Below are 18,472 nucleotides of genomic sequence, written 5' to 3'. Positions count from 1 at the left end.
CCATGACGCATTCAACAAATGGACAGCTTGCTGACCCCGCCCAGTTTTGGGAGGCGCACTACCGTACTGGCCGGAGCGAAAACGGACAGGTGTGGAGCGGCCACGTCAACGCGACGGTCGCAAACGAGTTGCGCGGATTGGCTCCCGGCGCCGCGTTGGAACTCGGATGCGGGGAGGGAGCAGACGCGCTGTGGCTCGCTGCCCGCGGCTGGACCGTGACGGCAGTCGACATTTCGGCGACCGCACTCGCAGTCGGCGCCGCGAGGGCAGTCGAGGACGGACTCGCGGATCACATCTCCTGGCGTCAAGCCGACCTCGCGATGTGGGAGCCGTCCGGCGAGTTCGATCTCGTGACTGCCGCGTTCCTGCATTCCACCGTCCATCTCCCTCGCGAGGAGATTCTGAGGCGGGCAGCCTCGGCCGTCGCGCCGGGTGGTCGGCTCCTCGTTGTCGGACACGGAGCCTTCCCTCCCGGGTCTGGGCACACCGAACATGCCCATGATGCACCCGCGTTGCCGACGCCTGATGAGGTGCTCGCCAACCTCCACCTTCCCGACGGATGGGTTGTCGAGACTCAAGGGGTGGTCGACAGACCTGTTTCTTCGGCCGACGGGAAGACCGTGACACTCGTCGACACGGTCGTGCGAGTACGCCGCGAACCATAATCGGTGCGCTCGGGCCAACGAGCCGGCTGTCCGTTCGCCGCGTGCGCGTTGCTTGCTGCATCATCGTCCGCACCGTCGGACAAGGCCTAGCCTCTCGCACGAACACTGGCCATACTGGATGGACCGGGGCGTTCGAGGGCACACAGATGAGGCAATCCATGCAGTTCGCTCGCAGTCAGTGGCTGGACGTGATCACGGATGCGCTCAGCGGATTCGGCAGGCCGTTTCCCTGGGACCCGGTGTGTCGGCTGCTTGGGGGCCAACTCAACGCGCCGGTCACAGGCAGGTTCCACTGGGACACGCACGGCCACGGCATTGTGATGGCCTACCCGTTCCCGGATTGGTTTGACCTTCGCGACGTCGCCGGGCGCGCACCGGCCGCGCATCCGCTGGCGCGCTACTACTCGACACATGCCACAACGGCGCCTCTCAGTACGCTGCAGGTCCCTTTTTCCGCCGGGCCCGACGAGCGAGCCTACGAGGACGAGCTTCGCGCCTTCCAGATCGAGAACCACGTGTGGATCCCCGTCGACCGGGGCGACTCGGGTGTTCTCGTCGTTGGGGTATGCCGCCCGGCCGAGCCGTTCGACGAGCGATCATTGCAACTGGCGGTGCTGGCGCAGGGAGTCATCGTCGCGATGCACCGTCACTGGCAGGTGCTCGACGAGTGGGTGGCGGATCATCCGCTCCCTACCGGTGCATACCTGGCAGCCGAGGAAGCGCGGTTGACCTCACGGCAGGTTGTCGTTCTCAGCCTGGTCGCCCATGGCATGACCTCACGTGCCGTCGGTGATCGGCTGCACATCTCATCGCGAACCGTTGAACGCCACCTGGAGAACATCTACACCCGACTTGGGGTGGGTGACCGCGTCTCGGCCGTTCGCCTCGCCACCCTCGCGGGGGTTGTCGCCTCGTCGCCAGTCGAAACCTGACCCGTGCAACTGCTGGGCTCAGCCGTCGCCGGCAGATACGTAGAACTACGCATAGTGGCCCCGTATGACCCGGGCTACGTTCGAGGAAGGGGCCGGCGCTGTTTCGGAGGTCATCATGCCTGGTTTTGATTCGGTGATGCGTTGGGTGGGTGCGATCGGCATTACGCTCGCTCCGCTCTGCGTGTTCCTCATTCCGTTGCTCATGTACCCGCAGAACTTTGCGACTCCCGCGGACCAGTTCAGGGCGATCGCCGAAGGAAGCACCGGCGGATACGCGGGACAGGTGATGCAGATTACCGGCGCGGTGGCTCTGATGGCGGCTGCGCTTGGGATCGGCGGACTCACAATCGCGCGGCGTCGTGGGCGAACACTCGGCATCATCGGTTTGGTCACGGGAGCGGTCGCCGCGATTTCGATTCTGGTGGTGTTGGGATTCGAGACGGCTGTCGCCGTCACCCTGATCTCGTCCAGCATGGGTACCGACGCTGCGGTGGCATTGGCCGTTGAACTATACGGCTCGCCTGCGTTCACCATCCCACTCCTCGTTGGCCTCGGCGGCTTCATGGTGGCGTTATTGATTCTCGCGTTCGCCCTCTGGCGGAGCCGAGTGGTGCCGATCGTTGTTCCTCTGTTGTTCCTGCTGCCGCTTCTGGTGACCTTCATACCGCTGCCGGCAACCGCGTCGGCTCTGGTTCCGAACCTTCTCATGCTCGTGCCGTGCCTATGGATTTCCGTGCAGCTGGTCCGCGGCCGGCTCCGCTCAGCTGCATCGCCGGCCGCCGTGCCGGTCGCTGGCGCCAGGGATCCAGTGGAGTCCTGATCGGCCGCCGGGTCAGGCCAAAATGGCCCACGCGTGCGGCGGCACCGAACAGCCGTTGTCACCTCGGTCGGCCGATCCGGCGACGAGCGCCAGACCGGGAGTGTTCGATCCGGAAACCACGACTGCATCGTCGCCCAGGTTGAGAGCGACCACAAGCCGCTCCGACCCCGCCCGGACCTCGTACACGTAGGAGGTGTTGGTGAGTTCGAGGGGCGTGCTAGTGGCCCGGTGCACCCAGGAGTAGCGGCGTCGAACGCTCATCAGCTCCTGGTGGAGGGCGTGAACCCTCTCACCATCGGAAGGAAGACCTGCGGGAGAGTCGGGATAGGCGGGGCGGATCGCGTCGTCGCCGCCGAACCGCTCTTCCTTGACCGCTTCGAACCCGCGCTCGTCCCCGTAGTACACCGCTGGCGTCCCGCCCAGTGTGAACAGCAGCACCAGTGCGTGCTCCCGGTGCCGCGCGTCCGGGATCTGGGTCGCGATGCGTGTCACATCGTGGTTGCCCAGGAAGGTGTACGGCGCGAACGACTCGAGGAACCCGTTGTGCCGCTTCAGCGCCCAGTCAAGTTCGAAGAAATTCGAGTCGGCGATGCTGTGCCAGATCGCTTGCCACAACTCATACTGGGTGACACTGTCGAGCCCGCCGTCACGCACGAACCCGGCATAATCGCCATGCAACACCTCGCCGAGGAGATAGACCTCCGGGTGCCGTTCCCGCACTCGCGGAAGGACCCCGGCCCAGAAACTCGTCGGCACCGAGTATGCAGCGTCCAATCGCCACCCATCGATACCGCGGTCAAGCCAAAAATCCAGAACTGAACGGACGTACTCGGCGACCTCAGGGTTGCTGTGGTTGAGAGCCACGAGCGCACCGTGCCCTTCGAACACCTCGAGGTCACCATTCCCTGAGTATCGGAACAGCGCGTTCTCCGGTGCGTCAGGGTTCGACAACGCTGTCTGAAGAGGCGCGAACTCACGCCCGACGTGGTTGAAGACGCCGTCGAGAATAACGCGGATACCGCGAGAGTGAGCTGCGGCGATCAGGTGATCGAGATCGGCGTTTGTACCCAACCGTGGGTCAATCTCGAAGTAGTCGATCGTGTCGTATCCGTGAGTGCTCGATCGGAACACGGGACCAAGGGCCAGGCCGTTCGCTCCGAGGGCGATCAGGTAATCGAGCCAGGGCTCGAGCTTTTCCAGTCGGTGAACCTCCGTGCGGTCGTGGCCGGTCGTGTCAGCTCCGAGGAACCCCAGTGGGTACACGTGCCACCAGATGACGTGTTCCGTCCAGTCAGGCATCGCGCGCTATCCGTCCACCGTGAGAAAGTACATGGCATCCCAACGTACCTTCCGACGCCTGCGGAGATGCCGCCGCTCGCACCGGAATTCGCGCTACGGGTAACTCACTACCATGGTTACATGCACCTCACAGCGCAGGATTCGCCTGCAACCGGCACGCCCTCCAACCCGCACAGCACGACTCGCGAGATCCGAGGACCCGGCACCGGGGCGCAGAGTTCGACCGGCCAGTGGCTGGTGACCGATGGGACGCGCTGGTGGTTCGACACCAGTTCGCTCGCCCTCGATTTCGCGTACACCGGCCCGGTGAGCAGCGACGTGTCGAGTGAGGATTCCGAGAGCGAAACGTTCACAGGCCCAGCCGACCTCACTGCCTGGCTCTCGAACCGTCTGCCGAGCGTCGCCGCAACAGGCCGCGACCTGCAGGACGCGCTCATGCTTCGGGGTTCAATCGCGCGGCTCGCGCTCGCGGCGAGCGCCGCCCGAGAGCCAGACGCCCACGACATCGACCTGCTCAACCTCTATGCGGCAACTCCCGATATCCCGCCGCGGCTCTCAGGTGGCACCGTCCAGGCCGGCCGCACCGCACCGCGCACGGCGCAGGCACTATCGACGGTGGCACGCGACGCCGTCTCGCTGCTCTCCGGTGAGACGCTCGGTCGGATCCGTGAGTGCGACGCCGACGACTGCTCGCTCATCTATCTCGATACCTCGCGGGCGGGCAACCGTCGCTGGTGCTCGATGCAGCGGTGCGGCAACCGGCACAAGGTTCGTGCGCATCGCGCACGCGAAGCGGCTACTCGCTAAACGTCACTGAACGGTCGAACGCAATGTAGCCGGAGAAGTCCAGACCAGCCCTGTCCACAGCGCTCGGGTGGATCTCCGGATAGCTCCAGGCCAGGTCCTTCTTCTCTACACCGTTCACTGTGACGTTCCAGTACTGGCAGGCTCCCTTCCACGCGCAGGTATAGGGAGTCGGGCTCGTCGAAAGAAGATCGTCAGCGACGCTCGACGGCGGGAAGTACCAGTTGCCCTCGATTTTCACGAGGTCATCGGTCGGGGCTTCGGCGATTACGGTGTCCTGATAGGTAGCCTTCATGCGCACGACCCTATCTTCGACTCCCGGGGAACCGGCCGTTGATGCACGAGTTCGCAGGGAGCTTCCAGATTTCAAGCGGAGGTACGCAGAACCGATACCTCGGTCGACGAATCAATTTTCGCCGCAGAGGTAACCCGCTCGCGCTGGTCGGCGGCGATGAGCTCCTGCCCGGCGACCGACGCGGTGAACAGGTGGCCGACAGCGTTTCTCAGACCCTCGAATGCCGCGCAGGCGACGGCCGCTTCGGGGGAGGTGAAGTCGATGCCGAGGGCGACAAGCGCGTCGATGACCGCACCGGACGCGAGGAGATCGTTGCTCGCGAACCCGCCGACGGTTGCGGCGGCCACAACGGCGACCGACACCCGGCGCCCTCGCTGCACCTGCGTGTCGAGCACCCACTGGGCCACAGCGGTCCGGTTCGTCAGGTCGGCCACAACCACACTCGTCGACGGGTCGAGCGTCTGGAGCACTGCACTCGTGTCGCTCAGCGCAAGCGAGTCCACCCAGATGACGATGTCTGCCGCACCGATCCGAGTCAGTCCGTCGACACCGACGTCAAACCGCACCTGGTATTTCGATTGGGCGGTCGGCGCGTTCTGAGCGAGAAGTTCGGGCATGATATCAAGGCTAGCCGTGGCATCCGTTCGAAAAAGTGGATGTTACGTCGTCTAACGTCGCGGTTCGGGAAATCTGCGGTCGTCAGCTGACGGGCGCTGCATGGCCTGCCGGATCACATCGAAGTCGTGCCTCGAAATTTCGATCAGCCCGCGCCGCAGCTGGTAACCCCACTGCGGCGAATCGCGAGTGAAGTCGAGCATGCCGAGCATCGACCGGATTCGAGCTGGCTCGGCGTCGCGCTCGTATTCGACACGGCGGCGCCACGGCCGACGGTCGAGCGACAGCGCCTGGTACGGCGCGCCGGCCGCTATCCGGCCGATCGCAGTGAACTCGCGAATGGTCTCGCCGTCGGGATACTCGGCTTTCGGGGAGTAGTAGACGAGCCCGTCTGCCTCACCCATCACGTCGAGCCCGCCGCGCTGCCCATGGTTGACCTGGGCAATGCCGAGGTCAACGGCGTTGTGCACGTGGTCGCGCGATGCCACCGCCAGCCAGTACCGAATCGCCATGTTCCCTGTTTAGCGCATCCCACCGACCCGCTACGCGCGCCTCTCAGCTCGGCGGCGGCGAAACAGGTACAGACTGGGCGTATGCGAGTTCAACTCAAGCTCATCCTCGACTGCGAACCCGACGACGCCTGGCGGGCGCTTCGCTCCCCCACCGTGCTGCAGGAGCTCTACGGGCCCCTGCTGACCCTCGCACCCGATTCACCAATGCCGACCTTGTGGGAGCCGGGTGCAATGCACGTCACCATGAAGGGCGCAGGTGTCGTTTCGGTCGGGCGTCAGCTGATCGACCTCGATTTTGACCTGAAGCGGATGCCAGGGGTACGGATTCTTGTCGACAACGGTCGACCGCTGAGCGGCCCGCTCGCCCTCCTCGACGGTTGGCACCACCGCATGGCCGTCGCTCCAGCGCCAGGCAACCCGGGCAAGACGTTGTACAGGGACAGGCTCGACATCACCGGCCCTGCGGCGGTCGCGCTGTGGATGCCACTCTGGACGATGTGGCAGTGGCGGGGACTCCGGTTGACGCAGATGGCGCCGCATTGGGCATTCGAACCTGTGCAACCCGAACCGGTGCAGCCTCAACCTGCCGCAGAAGCGAATAACCCCGAAAACTAGGCGCTCACGGCGTCCTGCCAGTCGCCACCCCGTGGCATCCGCTAGACTGGAAAAACTTGCGGGCCCATTTACGTGCCCCTTGCGTCGTAGAACGCTTCCTCTCTCCCCGAAAAACTCACCGAGTTTCGGGTCGATGACTCTTCATACGGCGAACGGATGTGGCCTTCGCCACCTTCGCCACTTACTCCCCGCTCCAGTGATTTCGCCTGTCGAGATCCGTACGGGAGATTGATGCTGTGAAAGGCACCACCTTGTCAGAAACTGTCCCAGACACCACTTTCGCTCAACTCGGCGTTCCCGCGCCCCTCGTCTCGGCTCTCGCCGCTGACGGCAAGACCCTCGCCTTCCCGATTCAGGTCGACACGCTCCCTGACACCCTCGGCGGACGCGACGTTCTCGGCCGCGGAAAGACCGGCTCTGGCAAGACGCTCGCGTTCAGCATTCCCATGGTCGCTCGCCTCGGTGGCAAGCTCGCCGGTGGAAAGCGCCGCCCCGGCCGCCCGCTCGGACTGGTGCTCGCACCGACCCGCGAGCTCGCCACGCAGATCTCCGCGGTGCTCAACCCGCTCGCAGCGGCATACGGACTCAACACCACCACGATCTTCGGTGGCGTCAACCAGACCCGCCAGGTCACCGCGCTCAAGGCCGGCGTCGACATCGTCGTTGCCTGCCCCGGCCGCCTCGAGGACCTCATGAAGCAGGGCTTCGTCAACCTCGACGCCGTCGAGATCACCGTGCTCGACGAGGCCGACCACATGGCCGACCTCGGCTTCCTGCCTGTCGTCACCCGCATCCTCGACAAGACGCCGTCCAACGGACAGCGTCTGCTGTTCTCGGCGACGCTCGACAACGGAGTGGACAAGCTCGTCCGCCGTTTCCTGCACAACGAGGTTCTGCACTCGGTTGACGAGGCCACCAGCCACGTCTCCGCGATGACCCACCACGTGTTCGAGGTGAACGGCCCCGACGCGAAGAAGGAGCTCATCGAGACCCTCGCATCTGGGACCGGTCGCCGCATCCTCTTCATGCGCACCAAGCACCACGCGAAGAAGCTCGCCAAGCAGCTCACCGACTCGGGCATCCCGTCCGTCGACCTGCACGGTAACCTCTCGCAGCCGCAGCGTGACCGCAACCTCGCCGCGTTCAGCGACGGAACCGCCCGCGTTCTCGTGGCAACGGATGTCGCGGCTCGCGGCGTGCACGTTGACGACGTTGAACTCGTCATCCACGTTGACCCGCCGATGGAGCACAAGGCATACCTGCACCGCTCGGGCCGTACCGCCCGCGCTGGCAGCGCCGGAGACGTCGTCACCATCTGCCTCCCGACCCAGAAGAAGGACCTCGCTGTCCTTCTCCGTAAGGCCGACATCAAGGTGACACCTGTCGCAGTCACAGCGAAGAGCACCGAAGTTTCCGCTCTCGTCGGTGAGGTCGCCGCATACGTCAAGCCGGTTCCTCGTATCGTTCAGGCGCAGGGTGGTGGACGCTCACAGGGCGCGAACGCACAGCGCAAGCGCGTCGCTCGCGACGGCCAGGCTGGTGGACGTTCACGTTCGGGTTCGAGCTCGCGCGACTACTCGACGTCGTCGGCCGGCACCTCGGGCCGTCGCCATGAGGGCGCCGCATCGGCTCGCCCCGCTCAGTCCCGGCCTGATCGCGCGGCTCGCCCTGCCGCATCGGGCGGACAGCGCACGAACCGCCGCGTTTCCAGCGGCAGCTAAGCACCAGCACGTCTAAGAACACCGGTTCGGCCGGCTCCCCAGCTCCTGGGTGAGTCGACCGGCCGGTGTTTTTTGTGGCCGCACGGGAGCTGCGCGGAAGCATGTCAAATCGGTTTCGAGGATTTCTCATGACGAACCGCACGCGGTATGGTCGCGGTATGAGCACCGATGCTACCGTCACCCCTACCCGCGACGTCATTATCCGCCCCGTCCGCGATGTTGACGCGGAGTCACTCGGCCGGGTTCACGCCCAGTGCTGGCATGAGGCCTACGACGAACTCATCTCGAAGGCCGCACTCGAGCACCTTTCGCCCAGGCGCATGGCTGAACTCTGGACGCATTGGATGAATCAGGGTCCCGAGTACCTGCAGTTCGCCGCCGTCATGGACGGCGAGATCATCGGCTTCGTTGGCTCAGGACCTGCCCGCGACGACGACGCCCCTCGCGACCGCGAGCTTTACTTCATGAACATGCTCGCCGAGTACCGCAGCACAGGTACCGGCCAGAAACTGTTCGACGCAGCCATCGGCGACGCCCCCGCATACCTCTGGGTGTCATCCGCGAACGCACGCGCCCGGCACTTCTACGAGAAGAACGGGTTCGTGGCAGACGGCGCCGAACACACCGAGCCGTTCCTCGGTGAAGAGATCCACGAAGTGCGGTACGTCCGCTAGCCAAAGCACCGCATCACGCCACGCACAACGGCTGAGGTCCTCGCGAACCTCAGCCGTTGTGTCGTGAAAAAAGCGCGGGTGCTACCTGAGTCGGCCAACAGAAGCGAGCGCGAGCCGAAGCAGAGTCCCGCGTCCGCCCTCCATCTCGTCGCTGACAGCATCCGTCTGGGCTTCATCCGGAGTCATCCAGGTGATCTCCAACGCGTCCTGGCGCGGGTCACACGTACCGGTCACCGGAACGACGAACGCGAGGGCGACGGCGTGCTGCCTGTCGTCGGTGTACGGCGAAATCCCAGGCATCGGGAAGTACTCGGCAACGTGGAACGGGGTCGGCGACGCAGGAAGCAGCGGGAACGCCATCGGCCCGAGGTCCTTCTCGAGGTGACGGAACAGCGCGTCGCGCAGTGTCTCGCCGTAGAGCACCCGGCCCGAGACCAGGGTTCGTGTCATCTGCCCGGTCGGCGTCGCACGCAGCAGCACGCCAACCTCGGTGACAATGCCGAGTCCGTCCACACGAACCGGCACGGCCTCAACGTAAAGCAGCGGCAGGCGTCGTCGCACCTCGGCCAGTTCAATGTCGCTGAGCCAGCCCGGTGTCGGGTTCGACGACGGTTCCTGCGGCTGGTCTGGGTCGGGAGTGCGAACGCTCATGGTCCATTCTTACCAGCGTTCCCCTCTGTAGGCTTGACCGAAGGCCCCAATGAAAGAGAACAGCCGCATGACAAAGCCCACGATTGACCGCGACGCTGTTCTGTGGTCGGCCGCAGAAGAAGACCAGGACGACCGCTCGCTGCTTCTCGTGCTGCACGGCTACGGCTCGAATGAGGCCGACCTGTTCAGCCTCGCGCCGTACCTGCCGCTTGAGCCGGTGATCGCCTCGCTTCGGGCGCCGCTGGATGCACCGTGGCCGGTCGAGGGATACTCCTGGTATCCGATCGACGCGCCGGGCAAACCCGATGAAGCTGGCGTCGACGGCGCAACGCAGGCCATTCTCGACTGGCTCGACACGCTGCCCAACCAGCCGACGACGATCGGTGTCCTTGGTTTCTCGCAGGGCGGGGCCATGGCCATGCAGTTGTTGCGGCACGCGCCCGAACGGTTCGCGTACGCCGTCAACCTCTCCGGTTACGTCTCCCCCGGCGTTGTCAACGGCGATGCCGTCCTGGCCGAGCGCCGTCCCCCTGTGTTCTGGGGACGCGGAACCCACGACCAGGTGATCCCGGCGTCCGCCGTCGCCCGCACCGTGGCCTGGCTGCCCGAGCACACCAAGCTCGCCGGCCGCATCTACGAGGGTCTCGACCACTCGATCTCCCAGCAGGAGCTCGCAGACATCCGTGCATTCATCGAACGCCAGTTGTAAACCCCTCGGGCATTTAACCCCGAAAAACGGATGCTGTCAGTGGCGTCATGCAGGATGGAACCGTGCGTGACGTACTCGATAGATTCTCGCCAGCCACCCGTGAGTGGTTCAGCGGGGCATTCCCCGAACCCACTGCGGCCCAGGTCGGTGCCTGGGACGCCATCTCCCGGGGCTCGCATGCCCTCGTCGTAGCTCCAACCGGGTCAGGCAAGACGCTCTCCGCGTTCCTCTGGTCGCTCGACCGCCTGATGTCTGAGCCACGCACCGAAGACACCGGCACCCGGGTGCTGTACATTTCCCCGCTCAAGGCGCTCGGTGTCGACGTGGAGCGCAACCTGCGCGCTCCGCTCACCGGCATCACCCAGACCGCTCTTCGGCTCGGCGCCGAGCCGCCGCACATCTCGGTTGGGGTGCGCTCGGGAGACACCCCAGCGGCCGACCGCCGTTCCCTGGCGAAGAACCCGCCGGACATCCTCATCACCACACCCGAGTCGCTCTTTCTCATGCTCACGTCCGCCGCTCGTGAAACCCTCCGCTCGGTCGAGACGGTGATCATCGACGAGGTACACGCCGTCGCTGCGACCAAGCGCGGCGCCCACCTCGCGCTGTCCCTTGAGCGACTCGATGCTCTCCTGGCGAAACCGGCCCAGCGCATCGGACTCTCCGCGACCGTTCGTCCGCGCGAAGAAGTGGCACGGTTCCTCGGCGGGTCGTCCCCCGTTGAGATCGTCGCTCCTCCCTCTTCAAAAAAGTTCGACCTCAGTGTGATTGTGCCCGTCGACGACATGACCGACCTGGCCTCAGGCGCGCCAGCCATCCCCGAGGGGTCAACCTCGGGCGCGCTCGACGGCGAACGCACTGGCTCGATTTGGCCGCACGTCGAAGAAGCCATCGTCGACCGCATTCTCGACCACCGATCGACCATCGTTTTCGCCAACTCGCGCCGTCTAGCCGAACGCCTTACCGCACGATTCAACGAGATCTACGAAGAACGGCTCGAGGCAGAAGCGCTGGTGGTTGAGCCGGAGCTTGCCAGCACAGCGGTCGGCACTGCCGCGGCCCAGTCTCGTCCACCGGCGGCGCTGATGGGCGGAAGCGGCCAAACCCAGCCAACCTCCGACGACGGGCCCCAGCTCGCTCGCGCACACCACGGCTCCGTGTCGAAAGAACAGCGCGCGTTCATCGAAGACGACCTCAAATCCGGGCGGCTCCGCTGCGTTGTGGCAACGTCGAGTCTCGAGCTCGGTATCGACATGGGTGAAGTCGACCTGGTCGTCCAGGTCGAATCTCCACCGTCCGTCGCAAGCGGGCTGCAGCGCGTTGGCCGCGCCGGCCACCAGGTCGGCGAAACGTCCCGCGGCGTGCTGTTTCCGAAGCACAGGTCCGATCTGGTCAACTCCGCCGTCGCGGCGGAACGGATGGTGGCCGGCCAGATCGAATCGCTTGCCGTTCCAACCAACCCGCTCGACATCCTCGCCCAGCAAACCGTCGCGGCCACAGCGCTCGAACCGATCGGCGTCGAGGAGTGGTTCGAGCAGGTCAAGCGCAGCGCCCCGTTCGCACGGCTCCCCCGCTCAGCGTACGAAGCCACCCTCGACCTGCTCGCCGGCCGGTACCCGAGTGACGAGTTCGCCGAGCTGCGCCCCCGCATCGTCTGGGATCGCGACGCCGGCACCCTCACCGGTCGCCCCGGCGCACAGCGACTCGCCGTCACGAGCGGTGGCACCATCCCCGACCGTGGGCTGTTCGCCGTGTACATGGTGTCAGGCGACGCGACCCCAGGTTCACGCGTCGGCGAGCTCGACGAAGAGATGGTGTACGAGTCCCGTGTCGGCGACGTCTTCGCGCTCGGAGCCACCAGCTGGAAGATCCAGGAGATCACGCACGACCGCGTCCTCGTCACTCCCGCCTTCGGCCAGCCCGGACGTTTGCCGTTCTGGAAGGGCGACAGTCTCGGCCGTCCCGCCGAACTCGGTGAGGCCGTCGGAGCGTTCAGGCGAGAGATCGATAGTGGAAACGAAGCGGATGCCACGGAGCGGCTTCGCGGGGCAGGTCTCGATTCGCGCGCTGCAACAAACCTCGTTGCTTACCTGACCGAGCAGCGCATAGCCACGGGGCACATCCCGTCCGACAAAACACTCGTGGTCGAACGTACCCGCGATGAGCTCGGTGACTGGCGGGTCATCCTGCACTCCCCGTATGGCATGCAGGTACACGCCCCATGGGCTCTGGCGGTGAGCGCCCGGGTTCAGGAACGCTTCGGCATCGACGGCGCCTCTGTCGCGAGTGACGACGGCATCATCGTCCGGATTCCTGACACCGAGACCGAACCACCCGGCGCCGAGCTGTTCGTCTTCGACGCACCCGAACTCGAAGCCCTCGTCACCGAGCAGGTCGGTGGCTCTGCCCTGTTCGCTTCACGCTTCCGCGAGTGTGCCGCACGCGCGCTGCTCCTCCCCAACTATTCGCCTGGCAAACGCGCTCCGCTGTGGCAGCAGCGCCAGCGATCAGCACAGTTGCTCGACGTGGCACGCAAGTACCCGTCCTTCCCGATCATCCTCGAGACCGTTCGCGAGTGCCTGCAGGACGCATACGACCTTCCCGCTCTGCTGGGCATCACCAAAAAGCTCGCCAGCCGCGCCATCCGCATCGTGGAGACCACAACCGACCTGCCGTCCCCGTTCGCCAAGTCGCTGCTCTTTGGTTACGTCGGTGCGTTCATGTACGAGGGCGACAGTCCTATCGCTGAACGCAAGGCAGCAGCGCTGACGTTGGACAGCGGTCTGCTGGCCGAACTCCTCGGCCAGGTCGAACTGCGCGAGCTCCTCGACCCGGGCGTCATCAGCCGAACCGAGTCCGAGCTTCAGCGGCTCGCTGCCTCACGCCGCGCCAAGGGGCTTGAGGGCGTTGCCGACCTGTTGCGCATGCTCGGCCCGCTCACCGTCGAGGAGGTCGCCGAACGGCTCGAGTTTGCCCCGCCGACTACAACCACAGCGGACCAAGGGGGCGAGCCCACCGAGGCGCCCGTTGAAACGACAACCCCACGACCCGCACCAACCACCGACGAACTCGCCGTGGCCGCCCAGCACCTCGCCGGCCTCGGCCAGGCTAAACGCGCCATCGCCGTGTCGTTCGCTGGGACCAACTGGTGGGCCGCCATCGAAGACTCCGCACGACTGCGTGACGCCCTCGGCGTTCCCCTGCCCATTGGTGTTCCGCTTGCGTTCATCGAGCCGGTCACCGATCCCGTCGGCGACCTCGTCGCCCGATACGCTCGAACCCACGGCCCGTTCACGACTCAGCAGGTGGCCGACAGGTTCGGGCTGGGCAGCGCCGTCGCCGCTCACACGCTCGTCCGACTGGCCGACGCTCGCCGGGTCGTGCGTGGTGAGTTCCTGGCGACGGGTCGCGAGACCATCGGTGACAACACCGAGTGGTGCGACAGTGAAATTCTTCGCCGCCTGCGGGTGCGATCGCTCGCTGCCCTTCGACACGAGGTTGAGCCTGTCGAGCAAGCCGCCTTCGCGAGGTTCCTCCCGGTGTGGCAACACATCGGAGGCCGCCTGCGCGGTGTCGACGGCGTTGCAACCGTCATCGACCAACTCGCCGGAGTTGCCCTCCCCGCCTCCGCATGGGAATCCCTCGTTCTGCCCCAGCGCGTGACCGACTACTCCCCGGCGATGCTCGATGAGCTGACCGCGACAGGCGAGGTTGTCTGGGCTGGCGCTGGCTCACTGCCAGGCAACGATGGCTGGGTCACACTTCACCTCGCCGAGGCGGCACCACTGACCCTCCCGGTTCCCGCAGACGCCGAGCCAGACGAACTGCAACGCGAGGTGCTCCTCGCGCTCGGCGGCGGAGGTGCGTTCTTCTTCCCGCAGTTGGCTGAAGCGACCGGAGCCCAAAACGACGCGTCCCTCGTCACAGCGCTGTGGGACCTCGTCTGGGCCGGCCTCATCACCAACGACACCTTCGCCCCGCTCCGCACACTTACCGGCCACGGGAAAGGCGCTCACCGCACGACCCGGGCCGTGCCGCGATCCCGGATGTACCGTGGGCGCCCGATTCGGCCAGCCACGATGGCCACGCGGGTGGGCGCACCCATCCTCGGCGGCCGGTGGTCGATCCTGCCCCTCGCCGAACAGGACGCAACCATCCGCGGCGCAGCAACGGCCGAGATCCTGCTCGAGCGGTACGGCGTCGTCACCCGCGGCTCCGTGATGACCGAGGGGGTACCTGGCGGATTCGCGTTGACCTATCGCGTCCTCAGCGGTTTCGAGGACTCAGGCCGGGCCCGTCGCGGCTACTTCATTGACGGCCTCGGTGCCGCTCAGTTCTCTCTGGCCGGCACCGTCGACCGCCTCCGCGGATTCACTCGCGCCGATGACGATGAGCCGAAGGGCCCGGTCGATGTCGTCACGCTAGCCGCAAGCGATCCCGCGAACCCCTATGGCGCAGCACTGCCGTGGCCAGTACTCGAGACAGAAGGAACCAAGCACCGTCCCGGCCGCAAGGCCGGTGGGCTGGTCACGTTGGTGGACGGTGAACTCGTGCTCTACTTCGAACGCGGCGGGAAAACGCTCCTCGCGTTCACCGACGACGAAGCGAAGCTCTCCGCGGCCGCCACATCGGTCGGCACACTCGTCAAGCGTGGGGCCATCGACAAACTCGCGGTCGAGAAGGTCAATGGCGAGTTCCTCCTTGGAACGCCGGTTGCCGCTGCACTCCGAGAGGCGGGCTTCAGCGAAACACCGCGCGGCCTGAGGATGCGGCATGCCTGAGGGCGACACCGTCTACCGGGCGGCCGCTCACCTCAATCAGGCTCTTGAAGGTGCGACCCTCACCGGCTGGGACCTCCGGGTGCCCGCGTTCGCAACGTCCGATCTCACCGGCGAACGCATCGACAACGTCGTTAGCCGCGGCAAGCACCTGCTCCACCGGGTCGGCGACTTCACGTTGCACAGCCACCTCAAGATGGAAGGGTCGTGGCATCTATACCGCCCTGGCTCGCCCTGGAAACGTCCCGCGTTCCAGGCGCGTGCCGTGCTCACGACGGCCGACTGGGTGAGCGTCGGATTCGAGCTCGGTGTGCTCGAACTGATTCCGCGATCGGATGAGGAGTCGGTCGTCGGACACCTCGGTCCCGATCTCCTCGGGCCCGACTGGAATGTCGCGGAGGCGATTTCCCGGCTGAGTGAAGCCGGGTCGGTTCCCGCGGCCGTCGCGCTGCTCGACCAGCGCAATCTCGCCGGCCTTGGCAACGTGTACGCGAACGAGTTGTGTTTCCTGCGCGGCATACTGCCGACCCGGCCCATCGGCGAAACGGACATCCCGGCGATGGTCGCCCTCTCCTACAAGCTCATCGTCGCGAACCGCGACCGTACCGAACGCACAACAACGGGCGACACTCGTGCCGGCCGTCAGGTGTGGGTATACGGCCGCGGCGGCAAACCGTGCCGCCGCTGTGGAACCAGAATCCGTTCCGGATCGATCGGAGCAGACCCGACCCGGCTTCGTGACAGCTACTGGTGCCCTCGCTGCCAAACCTGAATTCCGTCCTTTAGACGCTGTCGACTTTCGCGACGAACCCATCCAACCTGCTCTTAAGCCCGGCGATCTTAGTCTCAACGACGACGGCCGGATCCGGCTGAATTTCGGACACCGGCGGCGCGACGCGCACATGCGCTGAACAGTTCAGACCGGCGCAGAGGTAGGTGCCGATCGTGTTGCCGTTGCGTCCCGCATCCCCGGAACGCGGAGCAACGTAAAGCGCGACATTGTCAGATGGCTGTGGCGTCTGGCACAGAGAACACATCTGAAAGCGCGCACGTGCAGCAGCCGGATCAGCTCGGCGCAGGACGATGCCGACCGGCTCATCACCTCGCCAGGTGACGAGGTAAGCACGTTGCGGTGCCTTGGGGTCATGCCAGCCCAGATAGTCGCGGCGGTCCCAGTCCAGATGCTCGAGACCGGCGGGGACCATGATCCTGAAGGCCTCGCCTTTTGAACAGTTCATGAATGATGTCCGGATGTCGATTTCGCTCAACTCACGCATGGTTCCCTTTCGGATGTGTGGCAGGCCCAGCCTACGGAACGTCTCGTTAAATACGTAGAGCCCGCTGGGAGGCGGGCTCTGTCGTCGTTGTGGTGTGTGGGTTAAATGCGAAGAGCCCACCCGGTGTGGGGTGGGCTCTTCTAAGTTAAGTCCGGCGGTGTCCTACTCTCCCACAGGGTCCCCCCTGCAGTACCATCGGCGCAAAGAGTCTTAGCTTCCGGGTTCGGAATGTGACCGGGCGTTTCCCTCTTGCTATGGCCGCCGAAACACTTGTTGACGTGTAGTCAATAGTTGAATCGAACAACACAGTAATGTGTGTGTTCGGTTCTCGACCGTACATCGAGAACCACATAGTGGACGCTACGCATCGTGAATTTTTTCGATCACGAAATTCGATTTACCTTCAAAACTCATGCTCCACCACGGGGGTGGGATGATTGGTAAGTTATCGGCTTATTAGTACCGGTCAGCTCCGAGAGTCTTTAGTCCTCTCTTCCACATCCGGCCTATCAACCCAGTAGTCTAGCTGGGAGCCTCTCGCCCGAAGGCATGGAAATCTCATCTTGAGGCCGGCTTCCCGCTTAGATGCTTTCAGCGGTTATCCATCCCGAACGTAGCTAATCAGCGGTGCTCCTGGCGGAACAACTGACACACCAGAGGTTCGTCCAACCCGGTCCTCTCGTACTAGGGTCAGATCCTCTCAAATTTCCTGCGCGCGCAGCGGATAGGGACCGAACTGTCTCACGACGTTCTAAACCCAGCTCGCGTACCGCTTTAATGGGCGAACAGCCCAACCCTTGGGACCTACTCCAGCCCCAGGATGCGACGAGCCGACATCGAGGTGCCAAACCATGCCGTCGATATGGACTCTTGGGCAAGATCAGCCTGTTATCCCCGAGGTACCTTTTATCCGTTGAGCGACAGCGCTTCCACAAGCCACTGCCGGATCACTAGTCCCGACTTTCGTCCCTGCTCGACTTGTCAGTCTCACAGTCAAGCTCCCTTGTGCACTTACACTCGACATCTGATTGCCAACCAGATTGAGGGAACCTTTGGGCGCCTCCGTTACTTTTTAGGAGGCAACCGCCCCAGTTAAACTACCCACCAGGCACTGTCCCTGAACCGGATTACGGTTCGAAGTTAGATATCCAATATGACCAGAGTGGTATTTCAACAATGACTCCACCGACACTAGCGTGCCAGCTTCACAGTCTCCCACCTATCCTACACAAGCCACACCGAACACCAATACCAAGCTGTAGTAAAGGTCACGGGGTCTTTCCGTCCTGCTGCGCGTAACGAGCATCTTTACTCGTAGTGCAATTTCGCCGAGTTCGCGGTTGAGACAGCTGGGAAGTCGTTACGCCATTCGTGCAGGTCGGAACTTACCCGACAAGGAATTTCGCTACCTTAGGATGGTTATAGTTACCACCGCCGTTTACTGGGGCTTAAATTCTCAGCTTCGCCTTGCGGCTAACCGTTCCTCTTAACCTTCCAGCACCGGGCAGGCGTCAGTCCGTATACATCGTCTTGCGACTTGGCACGGACCTGTGTTTTTAGTAAACAGTCGCTTCCCACTGGTCTCTGCGGCCCTACCACGCTTCCCGGAGTGAATCCGTTGACGTGTCAGGCCCCCCTTCTCCCGAAGTTACGGGGGCATTTTGCCGAGTTCCTTAACCACGATTCTCTCGATCTCCTTGGTATTCTCTACCTGACCACCTGAGTCGGTTTGGGGTACGGGTGACTTGAACCTCGCGCCGATGCTTTTCTTGGCAGCATAGGATCATCGGATCTTGCCCTTGCGGGCTCCCCTTCAGTTCTCAGCCTTATATGAGAGACGGATTTGCCTATCTCTCGGCCTACAACCTTGGCCTGGGACAACCATCGCCCAGGACCGACTACCTTCCTGCGTCACACCTGTTAATACGCTAACCGCACCAGCATAGGGTCGAGCGCTAGGCCCACCGTCTCACCCCGAAGGGATCAATCAGTGGGATTCAGACTCTTAGCATCACTGGATTAGCTTGGGCGGTTCTTCGTCAGTACGGGAATATCAACCCGTTGTCCATCGACTACGCCTGTCGGCCTCGCCTTAGGTCCCGACT

At 64.3% G+C, this 18,472-nt stretch carries 16 protein-coding genes and 2 rRNA genes; 10 read left to right on the top strand and 8 right to left on the bottom strand.

The features are described from left to right. The first annotated feature begins 2 nt into the window (after positions 1-2). From D9V28_RS00090 to D9V28_RS00080, 3 genes are all read left to right on the top strand, one after another. Complete coding sequence (locus D9V28_RS00090; RefSeq protein WP_121657709.1) at positions 3-665, top strand: SAM-dependent methyltransferase; 663 nt, start codon at positions 3-5, stop codon at positions 663-665. 158 nt (positions 666-823) lie between these two features. Beyond that, the gene (locus D9V28_RS00085; protein ID WP_183086374.1) at positions 824-1,597 is read left to right on the top strand and encodes a helix-turn-helix transcriptional regulator; all 774 of its coding nucleotides are present in this window, start codon (positions 824-826) and stop codon (positions 1,595-1,597) included. A 115-nt stretch (positions 1,598-1,712) separates the two neighbouring features. Next, positions 1,713-2,417, top strand: coding sequence for a hypothetical protein (locus D9V28_RS00080; protein WP_147440880.1), 705 nt, complete (start codon positions 1,713-1,715; stop codon positions 2,415-2,417). Between the two features lie 12 nt (positions 2,418-2,429). Here D9V28_RS00080 and D9V28_RS00075 read toward each other — a convergent pair whose 3' ends face one another. Further along, the gene (locus D9V28_RS00075; RefSeq protein ID WP_121657706.1) at positions 2,430-3,716 is read right to left on the bottom strand and encodes an alpha-amylase family protein; all 1,287 of its coding nucleotides are present in this window, start codon (positions 3,714-3,716) and stop codon (positions 2,430-2,432) included. 120 nt (positions 3,717-3,836) lie between these two features. Between D9V28_RS00075 and D9V28_RS00070 the strand changes: the two genes are divergently transcribed. Beyond that, positions 3,837-4,523, top strand: a complete 687-nt coding sequence (locus D9V28_RS00070) for a CGNR zinc finger domain-containing protein (protein WP_121657705.1) — start codon at positions 3,837-3,839, stop codon at positions 4,521-4,523. Here D9V28_RS00070 and D9V28_RS00065 read toward each other — a convergent pair. From D9V28_RS00065 to D9V28_RS00055, 3 genes are all read right to left on the bottom strand, one after another. Then, positions 4,513-4,815, bottom strand: coding sequence for a DUF427 domain-containing protein (locus tag D9V28_RS00065; protein ID WP_121657704.1), 303 nt, complete (start codon positions 4,813-4,815; stop codon positions 4,513-4,515). The two genes, D9V28_RS00070 and D9V28_RS00065, sit on opposite strands and share 11 nt — an antisense overlap. Positions 4,816-4,886: 71 nt before the next feature. Next, the gene (locus tag D9V28_RS00060; protein ID WP_121657703.1) at positions 4,887-5,432 is read right to left on the bottom strand and encodes a 2-phosphosulfolactate phosphatase; all 546 of its coding nucleotides are present in this window, start codon (positions 5,430-5,432) and stop codon (positions 4,887-4,889) included. Between the two features lie 51 nt (positions 5,433-5,483). Beyond that, on the bottom strand, positions 5,484-5,942 hold the full coding sequence (locus D9V28_RS00055; RefSeq protein WP_121657702.1) for an EVE domain-containing protein: 459 nt from the start codon (positions 5,940-5,942) through the stop codon (positions 5,484-5,486). Between the two features lie 81 nt (positions 5,943-6,023). On the opposite strand from D9V28_RS00055, the gene D9V28_RS00050 reads away from it, so the two are divergent. The 3 genes from D9V28_RS00050 (at position 6,024) to D9V28_RS00040 (ending at position 8,952) form a co-directional block, all read left to right on the top strand. Further along, entirely contained in the window at positions 6,024-6,557 is a 534-nt protein-coding gene (locus tag D9V28_RS00050; RefSeq protein WP_121657701.1) for a hypothetical protein, read from the top strand. 251 nt (positions 6,558-6,808) lie between these two features. Beyond that, positions 6,809-8,278 carry a DEAD/DEAH box helicase gene (locus D9V28_RS00045; protein ID WP_121658812.1) on the top strand — a complete coding sequence of 490 codons (1,470 nt, stop codon included), beginning with the start codon at positions 6,809-6,811 and terminating at the stop codon, positions 8,276-8,278. Positions 8,279-8,436: 158 nt separating this feature from the next. Then, a complete protein-coding gene (locus D9V28_RS00040; RefSeq protein WP_183086373.1) occupies positions 8,437-8,952 on the top strand; it encodes a GNAT family N-acetyltransferase in 516 nt (171 codons plus the stop codon). Positions 8,953-9,033: 81 nt separating this feature from the next. Here the strand turns inward: D9V28_RS00040 and D9V28_RS00035 are convergent, their stop codons facing one another. Next, on the bottom strand, positions 9,034-9,603 hold the full coding sequence (locus tag D9V28_RS00035) for an NUDIX hydrolase family protein (RefSeq protein WP_121657699.1): 570 nt from the start codon (positions 9,601-9,603) through the stop codon (positions 9,034-9,036). Between the two features lie 67 nt (positions 9,604-9,670). Between D9V28_RS00035 and D9V28_RS00030 the strand changes: the two genes are divergently transcribed. Genes D9V28_RS00030 through D9V28_RS00020 form a run of 3 tightly spaced genes read left to right on the top strand, consistent with a single transcriptional unit; the run spans position 9,671 to position 15,862 of the window. Then, positions 9,671-10,312: an alpha/beta hydrolase gene (locus D9V28_RS00030; RefSeq protein ID WP_121658810.1), complete on the top strand. Its 642-nt coding sequence runs from the start codon at positions 9,671-9,673 to the stop codon at positions 10,310-10,312. A gap of 47 nt (positions 10,313-10,359) precedes the next feature. Then, positions 10,360-15,093, top strand: a complete 4,734-nt coding sequence (locus D9V28_RS00025; RefSeq protein ID WP_371869979.1) for an Lhr family ATP-dependent helicase — start codon at positions 10,360-10,362, stop codon at positions 15,091-15,093. Further along, entirely contained in the window at positions 15,086-15,862 is a 777-nt protein-coding gene (locus tag D9V28_RS00020) for a DNA-formamidopyrimidine glycosylase family protein (RefSeq protein WP_121657698.1), read from the top strand. The genes D9V28_RS00025 and D9V28_RS00020 overlap by 8 nt, the downstream gene beginning before the upstream one ends. A 10-nt stretch (positions 15,863-15,872) precedes the next feature. Here D9V28_RS00020 and D9V28_RS00015 read toward each other — a convergent pair whose 3' ends face one another. From D9V28_RS00015 to D9V28_RS00005, 3 genes are all read right to left on the bottom strand, one after another. Continuing rightward, complete coding sequence (locus tag D9V28_RS00015; RefSeq protein WP_183086372.1) at positions 15,873-16,358, bottom strand: FBP domain-containing protein; 486 nt, start codon at positions 16,356-16,358, stop codon at positions 15,873-15,875. A gap of 158 nt (positions 16,359-16,516) precedes the next feature. After that, positions 16,517-16,633: ribosomal RNA gene (gene rrf / locus D9V28_RS00010) — 5S ribosomal RNA — on the bottom strand. 170 nt (positions 16,634-16,803) lie between these two features. Then, a 23S ribosomal RNA gene (locus tag D9V28_RS00005) occupies positions 16,804-18,472 on the bottom strand; the annotation flags it as partial.

The sequence above is a fragment of the Mycetocola zhadangensis genome, from assembly GCF_003668565.1.
Lineage (GTDB): Bacteria > Actinomycetota > Actinomycetes > Actinomycetales > Microbacteriaceae > Mycetocola_A > Mycetocola_A zhadangensis.
The sequence above is the reverse complement of the archived record's forward strand: the minus strand, read 5'-3'. Positions and strand labels throughout refer to the sequence as shown.